Raw genomic sequence first — 20,821 nt, forward strand, 5'->3', positions numbered from 1 at the left:
TCAATCAGAAAAGTTTAAACCACTTCGATTTAAAACAAGGATATTATTTTAAAAAGTGGTATTTTCATACTATTATAATAGAATTATTAGTTTCCGGTTAAAATAACTAAAAGTTTATCAAACATCGTAAAATAAGGTGATTCCAAACCTTAAAATATTTGAAGGATGCTTTTTTGACAGGGATAATTTTATAATATATATTTTTAATGTTATAGTAAACTAGTCTTGATTCTAGAAGCGATAGCGACCTGCCCGTCTGCAGGCGGGTCTTGAATCTTTACTGGTCACTAATGTAATAGAATAATAATCCATATCAGGAGTAAAATAAGATAAGTACCCATGTTTTTATGCATATAGAACATCAAAAATCCTTACAAGCCTACAATACTTTTGGTATTGACGTGACCGCATCTTCTTATATTCGGGTTACGGATAGCAAACAACTTGAAGAAGTGGTAAAAGCTTATAAAGACCAAAATATTTTTATCTTAAACGGCGGAAGTAACATGTTACTAACCGCTGATATCGATGCTTTAGTCATCCATATTGCTATTTGCGGAATCACCGAAAAAAAAGTTGATGATAACACCATTCTGGTTTCTGCCGGTGCCGGTGAAAACTGGCATAAATTTGTACTATACTGTATTTCTAAGAACTATGGAGGACTAGAAAATTTAGCTTTAATTCCAGGTAATGTTGGAAGTGCCCCCATTCAAAATATTGGTGCCTATGGGGTGGAGTTAAAAGATACTTTTCATTCCTGTACTGCACTAGATATTACTACCGGAAAAGAAAGAAAATTTAATAAAGAAGAATGTGAATTCGGGTATCGGGAATCTATATTTAAAGGTATTGCTAAAGGGAGGTATATCATTACAGAAGTATCCTTTTTATTAACTACCCACATGCATCAACTTCATACCACTTACGGAGCTATACAGAAAGAGTTAGGCGCTATAACTACCCCTACCATTAAGCAAATAGCAGATGCCGTCATTGCCATCCGAAAAAGTAAATTACCTGATCCTAAACAGATTGGTAATGGCGGAAGTTTTTTTAAAAATCCGGTAGTCTCAAAAACAGTTCTATCGGCTATTCAAGAAAAATACGAAGAAGTTCCTTTTTATGAACTTGATGAGAACATGGTTAAACTACCTGCAGGATGGTTAATTGAAAAAGCCGGTTTTAAAGGAAAGCGGTGGAAAGATGCGGGAGTCCATAAAAATCAGGCCTTGGTACTGGTGAACTATGGCAATGCTACCGGTAATGAAATCCTTGCTATTGCGCAGAAGATTCAGCAACAAGTAAAAAAACAATTCAACATATCTTTACAAACCGAAGTTAACATTATATAAATCCGGCTTTGTCTTTTTAATTTATTTGTAACTTTGTAAAAAAGGAAGGATGAAATTGATATTACTAAGTATAGGTTTATTATTGTTTGCCTTTGCAGGTATTGCTATTAAGCTATGGGCAAAAAAAGACGGTACCTTTTCCGGTACTTGTGCAAGTCAAAGTCCTTTCTTAAACAAAGAAGGAGAATCCTGTTCTATGTGTGGTAAAACACCGGATCAGTACGCTGACTGTAATGATGGCAATGTACAAACCACCAGTAAGCTTTCTTAGAAGTGTCAGAAGATAAAACCCTCAATCTTCAGCAACATATTATAAGTGCAAAAGCCGGAGTCCAGGCATCTTTTAATTATCTTTTAGATACCTTTTGGAACGATGTATATCATTTTCAATTAAAAAGGACTCAAAATGAATATGAAGCTGAAGATATTAGTATTCAAAGTTTCTCAAAAGCCTTTGATAAGATTGCAAGTTTTGATGAAAAATATAGCTTTAAAACATGGTTGATTCAAATATCAAAAAATATTCATATTGACCTGATAAGAAAGAAAAATGCTTCCATTCGATCGAATACTACTAAGGATGAAGAGCAACAAGTGTACAATATTGCGGATAATACCCCTAGTGCGGAAGATAAAATTATCACGGAGCAGAACTTAGCCGAATTATTACAATTTATCAAACTTTTAAAACCTAATTACCAGGAAGTTATTAATTTAAGGTATTTTCAGGAATTAAGTTATCAGGAAATTGCGGATGTTCTGGAAGAACCTATTAATAATATAAAAGTAAAATTGCTAAGAGCAAAAAAATTACTGGCGACCATTATCATAAATAAAAAAGGATTGAAAACTACTTCCAATCCTTCTTAATTACAATGATGTAAGTGTTAATTATCTCACACTAAATGAAGTTATTTTTTTGATAACGCCATGTATAGGTTCAATCCATTTATCATTAATTTTTTTATCGTATTTAATGTACTTTTGGATTAAACCTTTAGGTGCAGAAATATCCTTTTCAATACCGGTTATATTAATAAAACGTTTGTTACTAATTAACCATTTTTCTACTTTTTTTCTGCTTTTTGCTAATTGCTTTTCTTCAGCTGACTGATCTTGTGTCATTACGTTTTGGTTTTATTTTTAACTTTTGTAATAGGGGTTTGTTAAAACTTACCTTAAAGTATGTGTTAATAATCTATTCACACTACAAAAATAATAAAAAATAATAAATTACCATATATAATTTGCGGTTTTACCGTAGTATTAGTAAATTATGAAAAATTATAAGCTTTTAACGTATAATTCCCTCGTTTATTTCATTTTTATTGCGGAATTATCACATATTTGAGGTATTTCTATTTATTTATTATCAATATAAATATAGAGTTTGCATCTTTTTTAAAGAATACACCCTGCAATTTTTGAGAATTCTTTAGTGTATTTACAAAATAGTGCTAGATTTAACAGCAAAATTAAATAATGTATGAAAAATATTGAGTCAAAACGAAACATAGATATACACTTTTAATAATTTTACCTTAATAATCAAGTAAAAAATTTAATCAATATCTAAAAAAAACATGTAGAAAAGTGCATTTTAAACACACTAATTCTACGCTTTATTTTGTCAATAGAACGACATTTAAATTGCTTATTAAGATACATGCTGTAAAGGCGGCTTAGTTATTTTTTACCCGTAAATTGGTGTAATTATGATTGTATTAAAACAATTATTTTTTTCTTAATTTTAATTTTATCAAGATTCTCCGATGTCTATATATAGTTAAGAAGAAATCACCTGATCTTTTATAATTCGATATACCTCAATTGCCTCAACTGTATTTTTAGCATCTTTTATTGTGAGATGATCTGAAATTAAAACAGGATAGTCTAAGGGGCTTGTAGGTACAGTTCCATGAGAGCCCTTAATTAAGTTGGCATCAAGGGGAATCACATTCATTACTGTTCTGAACCCTAGCTTTTTCTTAAGTAGTTTTAAAAGAATTTTAGGTTTTACAAAGAGGTCGTTTGCATTAAGAAGCATTTCTACCGGATCATATCCTGGTTTTTTGTGAATATCAACCATACGAGCAAAGTCCGGTGCCTTTTTATCATCTTCCCAGAAATAATACGTAAACCAGGCGTTCTGCGCTGCAATGACAACCAAATCACCACATCGATCATGGTCCAGATGATAGGTTTTAATTTCTTCACCTGTTAATACTGCCTGAACTCCTTTAGTGTTAAGAAACAAATTTTTAATTTTATTCTGAACCGACGGGTCGTTTAGATAGATATGAGCAATCTGATGATCTGCTACTCCAAAGGCAGTACTCATCCCTGCATCCAGTAACTCCAGACCTCTCTCTTCCCGAATGGCAAGATAGCCTTCTTTCCGTAAAATGCGATTGATATGTATAGGTAAATCGACATCCGTAATCCCGTATTCTGAAAGCAGTATAATATTAGAGTCTTTATTTTTATAATAGGTGATCAACTCCCCCACTACTGTATCTATTTCTTTTAAGTCTTTGTCTATAATCTTTAAATCATTACCGTAGCGTTGTAAATTATAATCCAGGTGTGGTAAATAGATCAGTGATAAAGTCGGATCATATTTTTGATCTGTCAATACCGCAGCATCTGCAATCCATTTACTCGACGCAATAGAGGTCATAGGTCCCCAAAATTTAAATAGTGGAAACGTACCTAACTCTTCTTGCAAGTGATTACGCAAATTAGCAGGATATGAGTAAATATCCGGTATCTTTCTACCGTCAGCCAGGTAATTAGGTCGGGGAGTTACCCCATAATCTGCTGAACTGTACATGTTGTACCACCAAAAAAGGTTTGCACAGGTAAAATCTTTATCCAATGCTTTTAGCTCATCCCAAATCTTTTCAGATTGAACCAGTTTATTAGATTGTCGCCAGAATTTGACTTCGCATTCTTCTTTAAAATACCATCCGTTACCTACTATACCGTGTTCACTTGGCCACTTTCCAGTTAAATAAGTGGATTGAGCCGTACAAGTTACTGCCGGAACTACCGGTTTTATATAAGTAAGCTGTCCTTGATTAAGAAAAGTTACGATATTAGGTGTGTGAGTTCCTATCAGTCTTTCGGTTAATCCGACAATATTGATAACTACGGTTTTTTTCATTCTTGAAGTAATCTATTGGTGAGCCATTTGATTTCCCTCACAATACTATCTGTTAAATTATATTTTAAATCTGCCGGTAAAACTTCCCAGGTATAGGTTTCAATTTCCAGACAAGTACTTATTGGATTAGAAACCAAATATTCTAATACTTTTAATATGTGTCCTTGAGTAGAAGATAAAATACCAAACTGTTCAGTAAAAATAGGAACATGAAAATGAACCCGGGCCTCTTCATAGTAGTGTGTATCTTTTAAAAATTCTGGTAAATCATTAAAAGTAATGACTCTATCATTAGTTAAACTAGTTACCTGATGTAAATAGATATCTTCATCAAACAAACATAATGCATCTTTAATTTCTTGCTCTTTACGCTTATCAAAAAGTACTTTTAATGCAGCGCTTACTTGTATTTTACCAATTTTGATCCCGGCTTCTGATAGTGTATTAAAAGTATATTCTGGCAGTTCATAAGCTAAAGCAAAATGACATACATCATAACAAACAGTGAGGTACCGGTGAATCCATCGATAAATATCGGATCGATTCATCTTCCATTGCTCTTTTAGTTGTTCATAACCCAGAGGTAAAAGGTAATCTTTAAAAAACAACAATACATCTTTTGTATTTTCTAACATACCATCCGGTTCCGGTTCAATATCCAGGTGGATGTATTTTTTAAATCTTTTTTCTACATCATACAGGTACGCGACTACTTCAATTAGATGCTTTGCCCCAGCGATTAATACTCTTTCTTTATCTTCCTGAGAGGTATGCCAATGTTTATAACTAACCGGAGACGTAGAAATACCTGCCGAACCGCCCGGTAAGGTCAATTCTGCAAGCTGTTGACTAAGCCTTATTGTATAATCAACCCGTTCTCTGGTAGTCCAATTAGGTTGATGTACCTGATCTTTAACCCGTTCACCGTGAAAATTACCGTAAGGAAACCCATTAATCGTAACCACGTATAGGTTCTGGCTAGCCAACCACTTTTTAAAAACTTCCAGATGATTCCCAGTTCCTAATTCTTTACTGGCTTCATTCGATAAACGCAATCCAATTCCAAAAGGTTCCTGGTCACAAATGCTCTTTTTAATGGGTACCACATAGGATTCCAAACTTTTAAAGGTAGTCTGCCAGGATTCTCCCGGATGAATATTGGTACAATAAGTAACTTGAAATGTATCAGCTATTAGCATAGGTTTTTATAGGTTAAAAACAGATCATGTACAGCGTTAAGTAACAGCAAAAAGTTTAGCCAGTCCCATAGATACAGGTAAAAGGCAAACTATCAGTAAACCGTACCACCAAAAAGTAAAATTAACCGCTATAGCAGCATCCAGTAACACGATGGATAAAACACCTGCAATAACTGCTTTTTTAATGGTACCTGGGATATTATTTTTATAAGCTTTAAACAACGGAATATAAATACTTAACGAAAACAAAAGTAAAAATAGAAGGGACGCAATAACCTGTACATCTTCTAAACTAAAAATTAAATAAGAAACTGTAAGAATAACCGCTAAGTACAATGCTCCGGAGAATACAATATTTCGTTTATTACCACCATGTACTTCTCCTCTACTGATTAAAGTAACCGCTGCAATATAGACTACCGGAATTAGGCTTAACCATAGCCAATCCCCGGTTAGTAAAGTTCCGGACATCCCTAATACCAGATTTAAACCTCTGCAAACACCCATATTAATCGGACCCAGGAAACTATTATGTTTAGAAACACTGTCATAAAGTATGATCGCAAAAGCTAATATAATGGCTATTCCTCCGGAAGTTGTACTAGCCATAAAAGCAAAGATCACTCCTGTAAATAATAGTAAGCTACCAAAGATCGCCGCGTTTTTTAAAGAAATTAAACCACTGGGTAATGCTCGTTCCGGTCGTTCCTTTATATCAATTTTATAATCAAATACATCATTTAATACAACCCCCCCGGCATACAAACAAATAGTAGCTCCAACTAGAAATAGTAACGAACCGTAACCTGAAGTAGTAATGGCTATCTGCTGTACCAAACCCGAAATAGCAGCTCCTGCTAAAATGTCTGCAACTGCGGTAGGCAAATTTGGTGGTCTCATTAACCTCAGATACCCTTTTACTACCTTTTTATTCATTTATACGATTTTATCAGTATCAATTTTAGGCTTTTGTCCGCGTAAAACACTATTATCCAGAAATAATTGACTCTGATCCACACCTTTATTTTCTAGCCATGCCGAAGGATTCATTTTTCCATTTTTACCAAAAGCGTCCAGGGCATTTTGATAACAGGAATTAATAATTTCCTGTCGGTCAACTCCGCTTTTAAGCATCAACGAAGCCGTTTTAGGAACCGCCAAAGGATCACTTACCCCCCAATCTGCAGAACTATTGACGATAATCTGCTTACTTCCGTATTTTTTTATAACCGCAACCATACGTTCATTACCCATCTTCGTTTTTGGGTAAATGGTAAATGCCGCCCAAAATCCTCTATCTAGCACATCCTGCACCGTTTCCTCATTGTTATGATCGATAATTACATTAGAAGGATCCAATCCATGTTCAAGACATACCTCCATACTACGAATGGTTCCGGATTTTTTATCTCTATGTGGTGTATGTACCTGTACTGTCATATCTAGTTCTTTGGCCATTTCCAGTTGCATTCGGAAGTATTTATCTTCGGCTTTAGTCTGATCATCATACCCGATTTCTCCGATAGCCACAACATTTTCCTTATGTAAATACAGTGGTAATAAATCCACTACTTGTTCGGCGAGAGCCTCATTATTTGCTTCTTTAGAATTTAACCCGATCGTACAGTAATGTTGTATCCCGAACTGACTGGCCCTAAAAGGTTCCCAGCCTACCAGGCTACTAAAGTAATCCTGAAAAGACCCCACTTGCGTACGGGGTTGTCCTAACCAGAAAGAAGGTTCGATAATGGCAACGATACCAGCATCACGCATGGCTTCATAATCATCGGTAGTCCTTGAAGTCATATGAATGTGCGGATCAATAAATAGTAAAGAATCTTTCATACTTTGTTTGTTAAGGTGTTCCAGGTTAAAGTGCCATTTTCAACAGCGTTCACCCAGGTAGCATGTGTTAGTAGTAATTGTTTAGCTTTTCCATCACCAGAATGGTAACAACAGAGGGTAGCTGCTTTATTTTCTATGGGATTGCTACTCTCAAAAAGGTTTTTCATATCTTCTAAAATAACCGTATCCATAAAACTGGTAACTGGTCTCCAGAAATAAGGGTTTACGGTTCTTGAAGCTTTCCAGCGTTCATGGGCATAGTCAGAAATAATTCGGCTTAATTCCGGGTTAGCCATCTTATCAATATGTACGATACGACGTAAATCCCTTTCCATAAAAGCCGCTTTTAAAAATAATTGATTCCATTGTTCTTTAGTAAAATAGACCGAAGGATACGGATTATCCAGGGCAATAGCATCAAAAACCGAAGTGATATTGGTTCTTAAGGCATCCACCGCTACTTCTTTATAATTTCCAGGTTCCGGTAACAGCAATAAAAATTTTAAAAAGGTGGCAAGTTCGGTTTTATCTGCCACCTGGATAATATTTTTAACCAGCGGGGTATAAAAATCAGAATTGTTTTTTAAAAGTTCGGTAAGGAAATGGATACGGGTAAGTTCCGGTAAATTAGCGTTTTGTTGTTTTAAATAAACCTCTAGCGTATCTTTTTCCGGATTTTTAAAATCAATAGTGAAAGCAGGAACCTTACTAGCAATTAAAGAATAGGTAAGATACAGTTCTCTTTGAGAAGGTTGTTCGTTACATTTCTTTAATTTCAAATGTAGCCAGTCCTTCACCTCATGTGAGAGCTGATTTTCTATTATTATTTTAATAGTGCGGTCGGACTCACTATAAAACATATTATTTTTTTTGTGAATATAAAGAGTTATTCTCTGATTACATAACGAACTTAAAGAGACTTACTATAATTTTTATATTTATTATCATAAGGGTTGTTATTATATTTTTAAATTTATAAGAAAGGTAGAATTCCCTTTTAAATGAATTTTTAAGATTTACAATTATTAGTGTCCGGTTAGAATAAATAGTAGTTTATAAAGTATAGTAAAATAAAGAGATTCCAAACTTAAAAGTATGTAAAGGTTGCTTTTTTACCTTTTTAGAAGTAATTTATTTTTTTGATATAGATTATTTCATAATATTGATTTTCAATATTATAATAATTAGTCTTGAGTCTTAATTCCAGAAGCGACAGCGACCTGCCCGTCCGCAGGCGGGTCTTGGATCTTTACCGAACATCAATGATTTACAATATTGAACCTACCCTCTTATAAATCGTTGCTTTCTTTGTATTTTTGTATAAAATTGCAGACGAATGGATGTAACGGTTGAAACCAAAGTTAAAACGAATCCAAAACCGAAATGGTTACGGGTAAAATTACCTACGGGTAAGAAATATACGGAACTTCGCGGATTAGTAGATAAGTATGATTTACACACGATCTGTACTTCGGGAAGTTGCCCTAATATGGGAGAGTGCTGGAGTGAAGGTACTGCAACTTTTATGATTTTAGGAAATATTTGTACCCGTTCCTGTGGATTTTGTGGAGTAAAAACCGGAAGGCCGGAGACTATCGATTGGCAGGAACCGGAAAAAGTAGCGCGTTCCATCAAATTGATGAAAATCAAACATGCGGTGATTACCTCGGTAGACCGGGATGACCTGGCGGATGGTGGTTCTATTATCTGGTCAGAAACGATAAAGGCCATCCGTAGAATGAACCCTACTACTACCTTAGAAACCTTAATTCCGGATTTTCAGGGGAAAACAAAAAATATTGATCGAATTATCGCCGCAAATCCCGAAGTGGTTTCTCATAATATGGAAACCGTAAAACGACTAACCCGTGAAGTACGGATTCAAGCGAAATACGAACAGAGCCTGGAAGTACTCAACTATTTAAAAAAGAACGGTATTAACCGTACTAAAAGTGGTATTATGCTTGGTCTAGGTGAAAAAGAAGAAGAAGTCTTTCAGACGCTGGAAGACCTTCGGAAAATTGACCTGGATGTAGTAACGATCGGGCAGTATTTACAACCTAGTAAAAAACACCTTCCGGTAAAAGAATTTATCACACCGGATCAATTTAAAAAGTATGAAGAGGTGGGCTTACAAATGGGATTCAGACATGTAGAAAGTAGTGCCCTGGTTCGATCCTCTTATAAAGCACAGAAGCATTTAACCTAATTACTTCTTTCTACAACACATATGTCTTCAAAAATTAATGTTGCCATTAATGGATTTGGTCGTATTGGTCGAAATCTATGCAGAATTTTACTGGATCATCCTTTATTAAACCTGGTGGTAATTAATGACCTGGCGGATGCTAAAACACTTGCACATCTCTTAAAATATGATAGTATTCACGGGGTTTCATCTAAAAATGTATCCTTTGACGATCAACATATTATTGTAAATGATCAATATATTCCGGTATTGGCGGTCAAACAACCTTCGGATTGTCCTTGGGACAAATATAACGTACAAGTAGTTGTCGAATCTACCGGAAAATTTAAAAACCTTGCAGAGCTGGAAGGTCATTTAAAAACCGGGGTTCAAAAAGTAATCCTTTCTGCCCCTCCACCGGACGATAGTATAAAAACCGTGGTTCTTGGAGTAAATGAAGCTATTATCGCTCCTACTGACCGTATTATATCTAATGCCTCTTGTACCACTAATAATGCCGCCCCCATGATCCAGGTGATCAACGACCTATGTGGTATTGAACAAGCTTATATTACTACGATTCATAGTTATACTACCGATCAGAGTTTGCATGACCAACCTCACAGGGATTTACGCCGGGCAAGAGCTGCCGGACAGTCCATTATCCCTACCACCACCGGAGCTGCCAAAGCATTGACTAAAATTTTTCCTGAATTTAAAGAGGTAATCGGGGGTTGTGGAATTCGGGTACCGGTTCCTAACGGTTCGTTGACCGATATTACTTTTAACGTAAAAAACCCAGCTACGATTGAAACGATTAACAATGCTTTTCTTCAGGCATCACAACACCAACTTAAAAACATCCTGAGTTATACCGAAGACCCTATTGTATCCATAGATATAAGGGGAAATACCCATTCCTGTATTTTTGATTCTTTAATGACTTCTTCTATAGGAAATATGGTAAAAATCATCGGTTGGTATGACAATGAAACCGGGTATAGTCATAGATTAATTGATTTAATCCTTATGATTTGTAAGAAATAACTATCTTAGAGTTGTTATTTAGTGAACATGCCAAACAAGTTTTTAAAAAGGATATTAGTAGTATTTTACTTTTCCCATTTTTTATTTTTTGCTCAGCAAAAGGAAACTGACACCTTGGCTTCCGTAAAGGACTCAATAGAGTTTCATTTATTAAAAGCTTCTGAGGCGATGAATATGATCCATCTGGAAGAAGCTTTACATAATATTACTATTTCTAAAGAATTATCCCTTAAAAGTAATAATAAAACCTATCGTGCAAAAACCAATAGTATTCTGGCCAAATTATATTTTCAGTTAGGAGATTATAAAAATGCCGAATTTCAAATTAAAAAAGCACTGGATATACAGAAAGAAGAAAAAGACAGTGATGATCTTGCTGATACCTATTATACATATGCCACTATTTTAACAGAATTATCAGAATTTGATTTGGCCTCAGGCTACCTGGAGAAAGCAACAGAAATTTTAGAAAAGCAAGCTGACGAAAAATTAAAAATGTTAATCAGATCGCAATATGGCTTATTGGATTTAAAACAAAATCATTTTAAAGAAGCGCTTCAGGAATTTACCGCTCTTCTTCCGGTAATCAATACTTCAAAATATCCTTACGAAAAAGCACAGCTTTATTTAAACAAAACAAAGGCAGAACTTGAATTAAAAGAATTAGATGTTGCTCTTATTAGTAATGATTCCGCTATGGCCATAGCATCAACCTATGCCTTTGAAGAAATAAAATCAGAAAGTTTTAAATTATGTAGTATTATTTATGAAATGAAAGAGGAAGCAGGTTTGGCTTTAGAAAACTTAAAGGCATACCAAAAAATAAAGGATTCCTTATTTGTCATATCAAAAGCGATTATTGCCGAAGAAACTCGTTCAAAACTTAACCTGGATGAAAGCACTATTATTATCGAAGAATTGACTGAAGAAAATAGCCAACAACAAGCTTCGCTTAAATTAGGAAGATTAACTACTATCCTTAGTATTGCTTTGATTACAATTCTATCGCTATTAACCCTATCCCTCTATAAAAATAACAATCTCAGGGCCAGGGCAAACGAATTGTTACAGGAAAAAAATACAGAACTAATTATAGCTAAAGAAAATGCAGAACGTGCTAGTGAAGCAAAAGTTCAGTTTTTATCCACCATTACCCATGAATTACGTACCCCTCTTTATGCAGTTACCGGGTTAACGCATTTGCTACTGGAAGAAAGTCCTACTCCTAACCAAAAAGAACATCTTAACTCCTTAAAATTTTCCGGGGAATACTTACTTTCGCTTATTAATAACATCTTAGACCTTAATAAACTGGAAGCTAATAAAGTAGAATTAGAGCATACCTCATTTAACTTAAAAAAGCGTATCAATGACGTATTAATTGCACTTAACAAATCTGCAAAGGACCGTAACAATAAAATTATTTTTGATTTTGATAACGAAATTCCCCAAAAGTTAAAAGGTGACCCATTAAAAATATCCCAAATTTTAATTAACCTGATTGGAAACTCTATTAAGTTTACAAACAACGGTAATATCTGGATTGCAGTAAATCAAATACGTCGTTTAGATAAAACGGTATATCTAAGGTTTGAAATAAAAGATAACGGAGTTGGCATTTCTGAAAAGAAACAGCAGAGTATTTTTGAAAATTTCACCCAGGGTTCCGTACAAATCAATCGAAAATTTGGGGGAACCGGTCTAGGGCTTTCTATTGTCAAAAATTTATTGGCTTTGATGAATAGTGAGATTCACCTGGAAAGCGAACTTAACAAGGGTTCTAAATTTTATTTTGAAATAAAATTTGAAATTTATGAGGATGAATCTGCGAACTACCAGGAGGAAGCGAAAAAAATAGATTATTCGGCTTTTGTTGGTAAGAACGTATTGATCGTAGAAGACAACAAGATAAACCAGTTAATTACCCGTAAAATTCTGGAAAAGAATAAAATGATCTGTGATGTTGCGGATAATGGTTCCATAGCGATTAATAAGGTAAAAGAATTTGATTTTGACCTAATCCTGATGGACATTCATATGCCAGGTATTAGCGGGATTGAAGCAACCAAGCAGATACGGGAATTTAATACAAGCATACCCATCGTAGCTTTAACTGCGGTAACGCTGGACGATAACCTGGATGAGTTCTACGACAACGGATTTAACGACATCATCCCAAAACCCTATAAAACCGAGGAATTTTTTACCAAATTACATAAAGCTTTTACTACAAAAAAAACGGCTTCTTAATTATAGAATTGAAGCAACATAAAATACTTATCCTTCTACCCTCTTAAGTATCTCTGAGTCAAATTTATCTTCCTGATCAAACAAGAAGGTAGTTTTAATAGGTTGGTACCAGAGTTTTTCTTCTGGTAAATGACCTGACAACCGAACGTAATCCTTTTCCGTACACAACACCTTATCATATGTATTAAACTTAGCTATGTCTTTGTCATTAAAATGATAATGATCCGGAAAGTTTAAATGAGTAAATTGTAATTGTTGTTCATTTAGATAAGATATTAGGGTATCCGGATTGGCAATACCGGTTACTAAAAGAAATGAATTTCGTTTTAAATTGCTTAAAGGTATTTGGCTGTTTTTATTTTTAACTTGTCGATCATATATAATTGTTGAGAAAAATAAATGTTGACCAGAGGCAAGTTTTAATTTATCTGTAATTAAAACAGCATCTTTTTGAGTCAGGTTTTTAGGACATTTAGTTACTACAATAATATCCCCACGTTTTGCTCCGGATTTGGGTTCTCTTAAATTTCCGGTAGGTAAAACCATATCATCAACATATAATTGATCGTAGGTAGTCAATAATATATACCCAGAAGCTTTTACTTTCCTATGTTGGAAAGCATCGTCAAGCAAAATGGCATCCCATGGTTCTTCTTCTAATAACTTTTGAATACCCTGAACCCTATTTTCGGCCACGGCAACTTTTACATAAGGAAATTTCTTCTTTATTTGCAAAGGCTCGTCTCCGACTTCATGTGCATTGCTTTCTACCTCTACCTGATAAAATCCTTTAGTTTTTCGACCGTATCCCCTACTTAAAACAGCAATTTTGTTAGTTTTTCTTAAAAGGTCAATTAAATATTCTACCATCGGAGATTTTCCGGTACCTCCTGTACTTAAATTTCCTACGGCAATTACCGGAAGGTTAAAACTGGTTTGTTTCAAAATCCCTTTATCATATAAAAAGTTTCGTACCCAGGTGATTGTATAATACACAGGAATAATTGGAAATAATATGATTCTTATTAACTTTAGCATAAATGGATAACCTCGATGTACAAATGTACTAAGCAGTCATGGATAAATCTTAAACTTTACTTACATTCACCCTAAAACTTATTTTAATTTATGACCGTTCAGGAAGTTGTTCAAAAATTGCAGGAAATTGCTCCGTTAGCTTACGCCGAAGATTTTGATAATGTTGGATTGCTTGTAGGCAATCCGTTACAGCCCATCACCGGAATTCTGGTAACATTAGATACTTTAGAAAGTGTAGTCGATGAAGCTATCCAAAAAAAATGTAACCTTATTGTCAGTTTTCATCCGATTATTTTTTCCGGTTTGAAGAAAATCACCGGGAAAACCTACGTGGAGCGGGTGGTGATCAAAGCCATTCAAAATCAAATTGCTATCGTTAGTATACATACGGCAATGGATAACCATCATCAGGGGGTTAATTTTGAAATTTGCAAGCGCCTGGGAATTGCAAAACCTCAAATTTTAATACCTAAAGCAAATACGATATATAAATTATCCGTAAACGTTCCAAAACAGAATGAAACCGAACTAAAACAAGCCTTATTTAGTGCAGGTGCCGGCAATATCGGCAACTACCAGGATTGTAGCTTTACTGTGACTGGTACCGGAACTTTTACACCTAAAGAAGATGCTAACCCAGCAATAGGAAAGATAAATAAGATAGAAACCCTTGAAGAAGTTCAACTACAATGTATCTTTCCTTCTTACTTAAAAGAAACTATGGTCAATACTTTATGGCAACATCATCCCTTTGAAGAAATTGCTTACGAGATCATAGCCCTTAAAAATAATAATCAACAAATAGGGATGGGGATGATTGGTGACCTGGAGGAACCCATGTCCGAAGCAGATTTTTTACAATTCGTAAAAAAACAATTTGACGCACAAGGTATTCGGTATTCTGCACTACTTAATAAACCGGTTCAGAAGGTAGCGGTTTTAGGTGGAAGCGGTAGTTTTGCCATTAAGAACGCAAAGCAACAACAGGCGAATGTATTTATTACCGCGGATATCAAATACCATCAATTTTACGAAGCCGAAAATAAAATAGTCATCCTGGATATTGGGCATTATGAAAGCGAACAGTATACAAAAAACCTAATTGTTAGCAATCTTCAAAAAAAAATCAGTAATTTTGCCATCATTTTATCCGAAATAAATACCAATCCAATTCAATATTTATAATTATGGCAAAGAAAGAAGTTACAGTCGAGCAAAAGTTAAGAGCACTGTTTGATTTGCAACTAATTGATTCAAGAGTCGACGAGATCAGAAATGTACGTGGAGAACTACCTCTGGAGGTAGAAGATCTTGAAGATGAGGTAGCTGGTTTAAATAAGAGGTTGGAAAAGTTACATACGGATCTTGAAAGTATTGATGAAAACATTAAAGAGAAAAAGAATCAGATTGAAGAGTCAAAATCTTTAATGAAAAAATATGAAGAACAGCAGAAAAATGTTCGTAATAACAGAGAGTACAACTCTTTAAGCAAAGAAATTGAATTTCAAGGTTTAGAAGTCGAACTTGCTGAGAAAAATATTAAGGAATTTAAAGCTCAGATTGCTCAAAAAAATGAAATCATTGATCAAACTAAAGAAAAGATTGATCAAAGAAAAGCGCATTTAAAACATAAGAAAGATGAATTGAATGACATTCTTTCTGAAACTGAAAAAGAAGAGCAGGCATTAATTGAAAAATCAGAAGATTTTAAAAAGCAAATTGAAGAACGCCTGGTGGCTGCTTATACCAGAATCCGAACTAATGTAAAAAATGGTTTGGCAGTAGTACCTATCGAAAGAGGTGCGTCCGGTGGATCATTTTTTACTATTCCTCCGCAGGTACAAATGGAAATTGCTTCCCGAAAAAAAATAATTACCGATGAACATAGCGGACGGATATTAGTAGATGAGGTGCTAGCAAAAGAAGAACGTGAAAAAATGGCAACCTTATTTTCCAAGCTTTAAAAGCAAGGTTTCTTACCATACATTTAATAGGCTGTCTTTTTTAGATGGCCTATTTTATTTTTATTTTGTTCCAATACTTTTTTATAACAGAACCTTGAGAAAAATATTAGTTATAGGTCAGGTATGGCCGGAACCTACTACCACTGCCGCCGGTATAAGAATGTTACAGTTAATTAGCATTTTTAAAGAGCTTCAGTATATTATTTATTTTGGTAGTCCGGCTCAAACCTCTAAGTATTCAACCGATTTTAAAGACCAGGATATTCAATTCGTACCGGTTCATTTAAACAATGATCAGTTTGATCAACAAATTCAAAATTTGCAACCACATATTGTCATCTATGACCGTTTTGTTATCGAAGAACAATTTGGGTGGCGGGTTAAAGAATTCTGTCCGCAGGCAATAAGTATTTTAAACACAGAAGACCTTCACTGCCTCCGGAACACACGGGAATTTGCAGTTAAAAAGAACCTACCCTACACTACTTCCTTGTTACTTGAACAGGAAATTACCAAAAGGGAAATCGCCAGTATCTATCGATGCGACCTTTCTCTTATCATTTCTTTAAAAGAAATTGAAGTTCTAGACAATACCTTTCGAATACCGCCTCAACAATTAATTTACCTCCCCCTGTTCGTAGAACATTCATTGGATCATCTAAAAGATCACTGGAAAACTTTTGAGGATCGAACCGGTTTTATGACTATAGGTAACGGCAGGCATACCCCTAATTCAGATAGTGTTCTGTATCTCAAAGAAAAAATCTGGCCTTTGGTTAGGAAACAACTCCCTAAGGCAGCTTGCAACGTGTACGGAGCTTATTTGCCGGAAAAAGTAAATCAGTTGCACAATCCAAAAGAAGGTTTTTATATTCAAGGCTGGGTTGTAAATAAAGATGAAGTTTTTACTAAGGCAAAAGTTTGCCTGGCGCCACTTCGTTTTGGGGCAGGTATCAAAGGAAAACTCCTGGATGCAATGCGTAATGGCACTCCAAGTATCACCACCAGTATCGGTGCTGAAGGAATGCTCTCTGAGGATGGGGACTGGAACGGTTTTATTACCGATACCCCTGAGAATTTTGCCAAAGCTGCCATAAAGGTGTATCAAAACAAGCAACTCTGGTTACAATGCCAGCAGAACGGATTGGAAACCATACGAACGCAATTTAATAAAGCACCTTATTTTACAATTTTAAAAGATAGGTTACATAAAGTAGTAACCAACTTAAAAGCACATCGCAATCAAAATTTTACAGGTGCGATGCTTCACTATCATACTTTACGAAGTACCATGTTTATGTCAAGATGGATTGAAGAAAAGAATAAGAATAACTAAATATTATAATTCTTTTGAAGAAGTGGTTATAAAAGAAAAGACCGTTTACCAGAGTAAACAGTCTTTCTAAATAAAAAATATCTTTATTTATAGCGCAGCTACGTGCTTTGCTAATTTAGACTTTAGATTTGCCGCTTTATTGTCGTGGATCACGTTATTTTTTGCAAGTTTATCAATCATAGACACCACGGAAGGGAATAAAGTCTCAGCATCTTTTTTATCTGCTTCCTTTAGCTTTTTAATTGCATTACGGGTAGTCTTATGCTGATATTTATTACGAAGCCTTTTGGTTTCGTTGCTTCTAATTCTTTTTAATGATGACTTATGGTTTGCCATTTTTGTTTTATTAAATATTATCTTCTACATTTCTCGTAGCCCGTAGGGGAATCGAACCCCTCTTACCAGGATGAAAACCTGGCGTCCTAGCCGATAGACGAACGGGCCTTTTTTCTTCTTCATTCAGGTGATCAACACCTTAAACTCAAAAGTAAAAAGTAGCCCGTAGGGGAATCGAACCCCTCTTACCAGGATGAAAACCTGGCGTCCTAGCCGATAGACGAACGGGCCATATATTATCTTACTAATATACGCTAAACAAGCATTAAAAAATGTTGCTCAGGCGGGTGCAAAAATACAACTATTTTTGAATGCAACAAGTCTTTTTTATTTTTTTACGTACAAATTTAAATTTTAACTCGTTTAATAGGCTTTTGCAAATAGTACCCTGCCTTGTGAGGCCTGTCCGGTTACTATACACGTACCTTCTTCTGTTACCTGATCAAAAGGGATACATCGTATCGTAGCTTTAGTTTCTTCTTTAATACGCTGTTCGGTAGCTATAGTCCCGTCCCAATGGGCAGCTATAAAACCTCCTTTGGTTTCCAGGACTTCTTTAAACTCTTCGTAAGAACTTACTGCAGTAATATGGTCATCCCGAAACTGTAATGCTTTTTTAAACATTTCTTCCTGCATGGTTTTTAACAACTTTGTAATCGTTGACACCAGGGTTTCCTGTTTTTCGTATTGTTTGGTCAAGGTATCTCTTCTAGCTAGCTCAACGGTTCCTTTTTCCAGATCTTTTGGTCCTATGGCAATCCGGATAGGTACTCCCTGCAATTCATATTGAGCAAATTTGGCTCCGGGCCTAAAGGTATCTCGATCGTCAAATTTTACAGAAATATGATGATCTGTTAATTCATCTACAATGCTTTGAGCAACTTTAGAAATTTCCTTTAGTTGTTCTTCCCCTTTATAAATAGGAACTATCACAACCTGTATGGGTGCCAGGTTAGGTGGTAAAACCAATCCCTGATCATCGCTATGGGTCATAATAAGCGCGCCCATTAGACGAGTAGAAACCCCCCAGGACGTAGCCCATACGTATTCTTGTTTTCCTTCTTTTGACGTAAACTTTACATCAAAGGCTTTGGCAAAGTTCTGTCCTAAAAAGTGAGAGGTTCCGGCTTGTAACGCTTTTCCATCCTGCATTAAAGCTTCAATACAGTACGTATCTTCGGCACCGGCAAAACGTTCACTTTCTGTTTTGCGACCTTTAATAACCGGAATGGCCATAAAATTCTCAACAAAATCCGCATAGATATTATTCATCTGCGTGGTTTCTTCTATAGCTTCCTGTTTGGTAGCATGTGCAGTATGACCTTCCTGCCATAAAAATTCGGCAGTCCTTAAAAATAGGCGGGTGCGCATTTCCCAGCGTACCACATTGGCCCATTGGTTAATTAATAAAGGAAGATCCCGGTAGGATTGAATCCAACCTTTATAGGTATTCCAGATAATAGCTTCTGAGGTAGGTCTTACAATCAATTCCTCTTCCAGTTTTGCATTAGGGTCTACAACTAGCTTTGAAGCATCTTCCGGATCGGTTTTTAAACGGTAATGCGTAACCACCGCACATTCTTTAGCAAAACCTTCTGCGTTTTTTTCTTCAGCTTCAAATAAACTTTTCGGAACAAACAAAGGAAAATAAGCATTTTGATGACCGGTTTTCTTAAATTTTTTATCCAGTTCGGCCTGCATTTTCTCCCAGATGGCATATCCATAAGGTTTGATCACCATACATCCTCGAACCGCCGAATTCTCTGCTAAATCCGCCTTGACTACCAGTTCATTATACCATTTTGAATAATCTTCTTCCCGCTTAGTTAGGTTTTTACCCATATCTGCTTATTTGGCACAAATCTTGTGACTATGTTAAAGTGAAATTTAATTTGGGCAAAACTAGTTAAATTTGTATAGTTCAACAATAAAATAAGGAGATATGAGGGTTAAAAATTATTTTGGGAAGCAACACAATTTTGGAGTTTTAATGATAGTATGTATTTTATTGTTGACCTCTTGTGGCGGTTATGAATATGTATCATATGAAGATGGTATTTATGGTGATTCACGTAATGTACAAACGATTGACCAAAGAACTCCTGCTCCTGCTCAAACAGAAGATGGAAATTATTATACGGACTATTTTGCTAACAAGTCTGCTATTATTGATAATGCCCTTTCTCAGGATGATGAAATATTTACGGATGTTGATCAATATTCCAGTAACGCCTATGAGGATAATGCTGCACTAAACGAATTAAATTATAGTAACGGACGTCCTTCCTGGGGAAGTCAGTACGATGATATTTCAGTAAACGTTTACAATACCGGATGGAACCAGCCTTTTATAGGAGGTGGTTTTGGCTGGGGCGGCGGTTTTGGTTGGGGTGGATTTTATGATCCTTACTGGAACAACGGTTTTGGTTGGAATGGCTTTTACGGTAATTTCGGATGGAATCGTGGTTGGGGTTGGAACCGTGGTTGGGGCTGGAATGGTTTCTACGGTGGTGGCGGTTATGCCTGGAACGGAGGTTTCTGGTGTCCACCTTATTATCAGGCATATCACAACCGATATAACCGGGCGTATACCACCAATCGTCGGGGTGGTGTTGGATACAGAACCGGATATGCTACTAGTTCCAGAACCAGAGGTGTTAATAACGGACGCTATAATGTAAACTCCAGAGGATCACGAAGCTATACTTCAAGCAGATCCAGAGGTTCTTCTAGCAATACTTATAGCCGTAACAGGGTGTCAGCAGACGGTTCCGGAAACAGAAGCTACCGTAGTTCTTCAAACTCGGGTGTTCAAACACGTTCAGCAGGTAGTACAAACAGAAATTATTCGAATAGTAGCCGAAGCAGAAGTTCGCAGGGGTATTCTAAAAGTAATAGTACAAGCCGTAGTCGTAGCTACTCACCTAGCAGAAGTAGCGGGAATCGATCTTATTCTCGAGGAAGTAGATCCAGCGGTAGTAGGTCTTACTCGGGAGGAAGCAGGTCGAGTGGTAGCCGATCCTACTCTGGTGGTAGTCGATCTTCATCTCGCAGTAGTCGTGGGGGTGGCAGACGTTAATCGGTAAGATAATTATCG

Annotated in this window: 19 protein-coding genes and 2 tRNA genes; 10 read left to right on the plus strand and 11 right to left on the minus strand. The window is 35.7% G+C overall.

From position 1 onward, the window contains the following. Nucleotides 1–347: 347 nt before the first annotated feature. Genes murB through NBT05_RS16740 form a run of 3 tightly spaced genes read left to right on the plus strand, consistent with a single transcriptional unit; the run spans nucleotide 348 to nucleotide 2,225 of the window. A complete protein-coding gene (gene murB, locus NBT05_RS16730) occupies nucleotides 348–1,355 on the plus strand; it encodes a UDP-N-acetylmuramate dehydrogenase (RefSeq protein ID WP_265771049.1) in 1,008 nt (335 codons plus the stop codon). Between the two features lie 49 nt (nucleotides 1,356–1,404). Continuing rightward, the gene (locus tag NBT05_RS16735) at nucleotides 1,405–1,626 is read left to right on the plus strand and encodes a membrane or secreted protein (protein WP_265771050.1); all 222 of its coding nucleotides are present in this window, start codon (nucleotides 1,405–1,407) and stop codon (nucleotides 1,624–1,626) included. Nucleotides 1,627–1,628: 2 nt separating this feature from the next. Then, nucleotides 1,629–2,225 (plus strand): RNA polymerase sigma factor, encoded by a 597-nt coding sequence (locus NBT05_RS16740; RefSeq protein ID WP_265771051.1) that lies wholly within the window; start codon nucleotides 1,629–1,631, stop codon nucleotides 2,223–2,225. A gap of 21 nt (nucleotides 2,226–2,246) precedes the next feature. Here NBT05_RS16740 and NBT05_RS16745 read toward each other — a convergent pair whose 3' ends face one another. The 6 genes from NBT05_RS16745 to NBT05_RS16770 form a co-directional block, all read right to left on the minus strand. Continuing rightward, nucleotides 2,247–2,480 (minus strand): hypothetical protein, encoded by a 234-nt coding sequence (locus NBT05_RS16745; protein WP_265771052.1) that lies wholly within the window; start codon nucleotides 2,478–2,480, stop codon nucleotides 2,247–2,249. A gap of 661 nt (nucleotides 2,481–3,141) precedes the next feature. Next, entirely contained in the window at nucleotides 3,142–4,521 is a 1,380-nt protein-coding gene (locus tag NBT05_RS16750; RefSeq protein ID WP_265771053.1) for an alkaline phosphatase family protein, read from the minus strand. Continuing rightward, on the minus strand, nucleotides 4,518–5,720 hold the full coding sequence (gene eboE, locus NBT05_RS16755; RefSeq protein ID WP_265771054.1) for a metabolite traffic protein EboE: 1,203 nt from the start codon (nucleotides 5,718–5,720) through the stop codon (nucleotides 4,518–4,520). The genes NBT05_RS16750 and eboE overlap by 4 nt, the downstream gene beginning before the upstream one ends. A 36-nt stretch (nucleotides 5,721–5,756) precedes the next feature. Then, nucleotides 5,757–6,656, minus strand: coding sequence for a UbiA-like protein EboC (gene eboC / locus NBT05_RS16760; protein ID WP_265771055.1), 900 nt, complete (start codon nucleotides 6,654–6,656; stop codon nucleotides 5,757–5,759). Continuing rightward, nucleotides 6,657–7,565, minus strand: a complete 909-nt coding sequence (locus tag NBT05_RS16765) for a TatD family hydrolase (protein WP_265771056.1) — start codon at nucleotides 7,563–7,565, stop codon at nucleotides 6,657–6,659. After that, the gene (locus NBT05_RS16770; RefSeq protein WP_265771057.1) at nucleotides 7,562–8,425 is read right to left on the minus strand and encodes an EboA domain-containing protein; all 864 of its coding nucleotides are present in this window, start codon (nucleotides 8,423–8,425) and stop codon (nucleotides 7,562–7,564) included. The genes NBT05_RS16765 and NBT05_RS16770 overlap by 4 nt, the downstream gene beginning before the upstream one ends. Before the next feature lie 476 nt (nucleotides 8,426–8,901). On the opposite strand from NBT05_RS16770, the gene lipA reads away from it, so the two are divergent. The 3 genes from lipA (at nucleotide 8,902) to NBT05_RS16785 (ending at nucleotide 13,050) form a co-directional block, all read left to right on the plus strand. Continuing rightward, complete coding sequence (gene lipA, locus NBT05_RS16775; RefSeq protein WP_265771058.1) at nucleotides 8,902–9,774, plus strand: lipoyl synthase; 873 nt, start codon at nucleotides 8,902–8,904, stop codon at nucleotides 9,772–9,774. 21 nt (nucleotides 9,775–9,795) lie between these two features. After that, nucleotides 9,796–10,800: a type I glyceraldehyde-3-phosphate dehydrogenase gene (gene gap / locus NBT05_RS16780; protein ID WP_265771059.1), complete on the plus strand. Its 1,005-nt coding sequence runs from the start codon at nucleotides 9,796–9,798 to the stop codon at nucleotides 10,798–10,800. A gap of 114 nt (nucleotides 10,801–10,914) precedes the next feature. Continuing rightward, complete coding sequence (locus NBT05_RS16785; protein ID WP_265771061.1) at nucleotides 10,915–13,050, plus strand: response regulator; 2,136 nt, start codon at nucleotides 10,915–10,917, stop codon at nucleotides 13,048–13,050. A gap of 27 nt (nucleotides 13,051–13,077) precedes the next feature. Here the strand turns inward: NBT05_RS16785 and lpxK are convergent, their stop codons facing one another. Beyond that, on the minus strand, nucleotides 13,078–14,088 hold the full coding sequence (gene lpxK, locus NBT05_RS16790) for a tetraacyldisaccharide 4'-kinase (RefSeq protein WP_265771062.1): 1,011 nt from the start codon (nucleotides 14,086–14,088) through the stop codon (nucleotides 13,078–13,080). 90 nt (nucleotides 14,089–14,178) lie between these two features. On the opposite strand from lpxK, the gene NBT05_RS16795 reads away from it, so the two are divergent. From NBT05_RS16795 to NBT05_RS16805, 3 genes are all read left to right on the plus strand, one after another. Beyond that, nucleotides 14,179–15,273: a Nif3-like dinuclear metal center hexameric protein gene (locus NBT05_RS16795; RefSeq protein WP_265771063.1), complete on the plus strand. Its 1,095-nt coding sequence runs from the start codon at nucleotides 14,179–14,181 to the stop codon at nucleotides 15,271–15,273. A 2-nt stretch (nucleotides 15,274–15,275) separates the two neighbouring features. After that, entirely contained in the window at nucleotides 15,276–16,052 is a 777-nt protein-coding gene (locus NBT05_RS16800) for a zinc ribbon domain-containing protein (protein ID WP_265771065.1), read from the plus strand. Between the two features lie 94 nt (nucleotides 16,053–16,146). Then, nucleotides 16,147–17,388: a glycosyltransferase gene (locus tag NBT05_RS16805; protein ID WP_265771066.1), complete on the plus strand. Its 1,242-nt coding sequence runs from the start codon at nucleotides 16,147–16,149 to the stop codon at nucleotides 17,386–17,388. Nucleotides 17,389–17,475: 87 nt separating this feature from the next. Here the strand turns inward: NBT05_RS16805 and rpsT are convergent, their stop codons facing one another. The 4 genes from rpsT to proS form a co-directional block, all read right to left on the minus strand. Then, a complete protein-coding gene (rpsT, locus tag NBT05_RS16810) occupies nucleotides 17,476–17,724 on the minus strand; it encodes a 30S ribosomal protein S20 (protein ID WP_265771067.1) in 249 nt (82 codons plus the stop codon). 36 nt (nucleotides 17,725–17,760) lie between these two features. Continuing rightward, nucleotides 17,761–17,832 (minus strand) — tRNA-Glu (locus tag NBT05_RS16815). A gap of 51 nt (nucleotides 17,833–17,883) precedes the next feature. Beyond that, nucleotides 17,884–17,955, minus strand: a tRNA-Glu gene (locus NBT05_RS16820). Between the two features lie 132 nt (nucleotides 17,956–18,087). Further along, nucleotides 18,088–19,566 carry a proline--tRNA ligase gene (proS, locus tag NBT05_RS16825; protein ID WP_265771068.1) on the minus strand — a complete coding sequence of 493 codons (1,479 nt, stop codon included), beginning with the start codon at nucleotides 19,564–19,566 and terminating at the stop codon, nucleotides 18,088–18,090. 100 nt (nucleotides 19,567–19,666) lie between these two features. Between proS and NBT05_RS16830 the strand changes: the two genes are divergently transcribed. Next, nucleotides 19,667–20,803 carry a hypothetical protein gene (locus tag NBT05_RS16830; RefSeq protein WP_265771069.1) on the plus strand — a complete coding sequence of 379 codons (1,137 nt, stop codon included), beginning with the start codon at nucleotides 19,667–19,669 and terminating at the stop codon, nucleotides 20,801–20,803. Nucleotides 20,804–20,821: the final 18 nt, after the last annotated feature.

This window comes from Aquimarina sp. ERC-38 (genome assembly GCF_026222555.1).
GTDB lineage: Bacteria > Bacteroidota > Bacteroidia > Flavobacteriales > Flavobacteriaceae > Aquimarina.

Bases quoted from the DNA above. Each gene is read 5' to 3' on its own strand.
- eboC (WP_265771055.1), bottom strand. From the start codon at position 6,656: ATGAATAAAAAGGTAGTAAAAGGGTATCTGAGGTTAATGAGACCACCA.
- NBT05_RS16800 (WP_265771065.1), top strand. From the start codon at position 15,276: ATGGCAAAGAAAGAAGTTACAGTCGAGCAAAAGTTAAGAGCACTGTTT.
- NBT05_RS16795 (WP_265771063.1), top strand. From the start codon at position 14,179: ATGACCGTTCAGGAAGTTGTTCAAAAATTGCAGGAAATTGCTCCGTTA.
- murB (WP_265771049.1), top strand. From the start codon at position 348: ATGCATATAGAACATCAAAAATCCTTACAAGCCTACAATACTTTTGGT.
- eboE (WP_265771054.1), bottom strand. From the start codon at position 5,720: ATGCTAATAGCTGATACATTTCAAGTTACTTATTGTACCAATATTCAT.
- NBT05_RS16750 (WP_265771053.1), bottom strand. From the start codon at position 4,521: ATGAAAAAAACCGTAGTTATCAATATTGTCGGATTAACCGAAAGACTG.
- NBT05_RS16770 (WP_265771057.1), bottom strand. From the start codon at position 8,425: ATGTTTTATAGTGAGTCCGACCGCACTATTAAAATAATAATAGAAAAT.
- proS (WP_265771068.1), bottom strand. From the start codon at position 19,566: ATGGGTAAAAACCTAACTAAGCGGGAAGAAGATTATTCAAAATGGTAT.
- gap (WP_265771059.1), top strand. From the start codon at position 9,796: ATGTCTTCAAAAATTAATGTTGCCATTAATGGATTTGGTCGTATTGGT.
- NBT05_RS16745 (WP_265771052.1), bottom strand. From the start codon at position 2,480: ATGACACAAGATCAGTCAGCTGAAGAAAAGCAATTAGCAAAAAGCAGA.
- NBT05_RS16735 (WP_265771050.1), top strand. From the start codon at position 1,405: ATGAAATTGATATTACTAAGTATAGGTTTATTATTGTTTGCCTTTGCA.
- lipA (WP_265771058.1), top strand. From the start codon at position 8,902: ATGGATGTAACGGTTGAAACCAAAGTTAAAACGAATCCAAAACCGAAA.
- lpxK (WP_265771062.1), bottom strand. From the start codon at position 14,088: ATGCTAAAGTTAATAAGAATCATATTATTTCCAATTATTCCTGTGTAT.
- NBT05_RS16765 (WP_265771056.1), bottom strand. From the start codon at position 7,565: ATGAAAGATTCTTTACTATTTATTGATCCGCACATTCATATGACTTCA.
- rpsT (WP_265771067.1), bottom strand. From the start codon at position 17,724: ATGGCAAACCATAAGTCATCATTAAAAAGAATTAGAAGCAACGAAACC.
- NBT05_RS16830 (WP_265771069.1), top strand. From the start codon at position 19,667: ATGAGGGTTAAAAATTATTTTGGGAAGCAACACAATTTTGGAGTTTTA.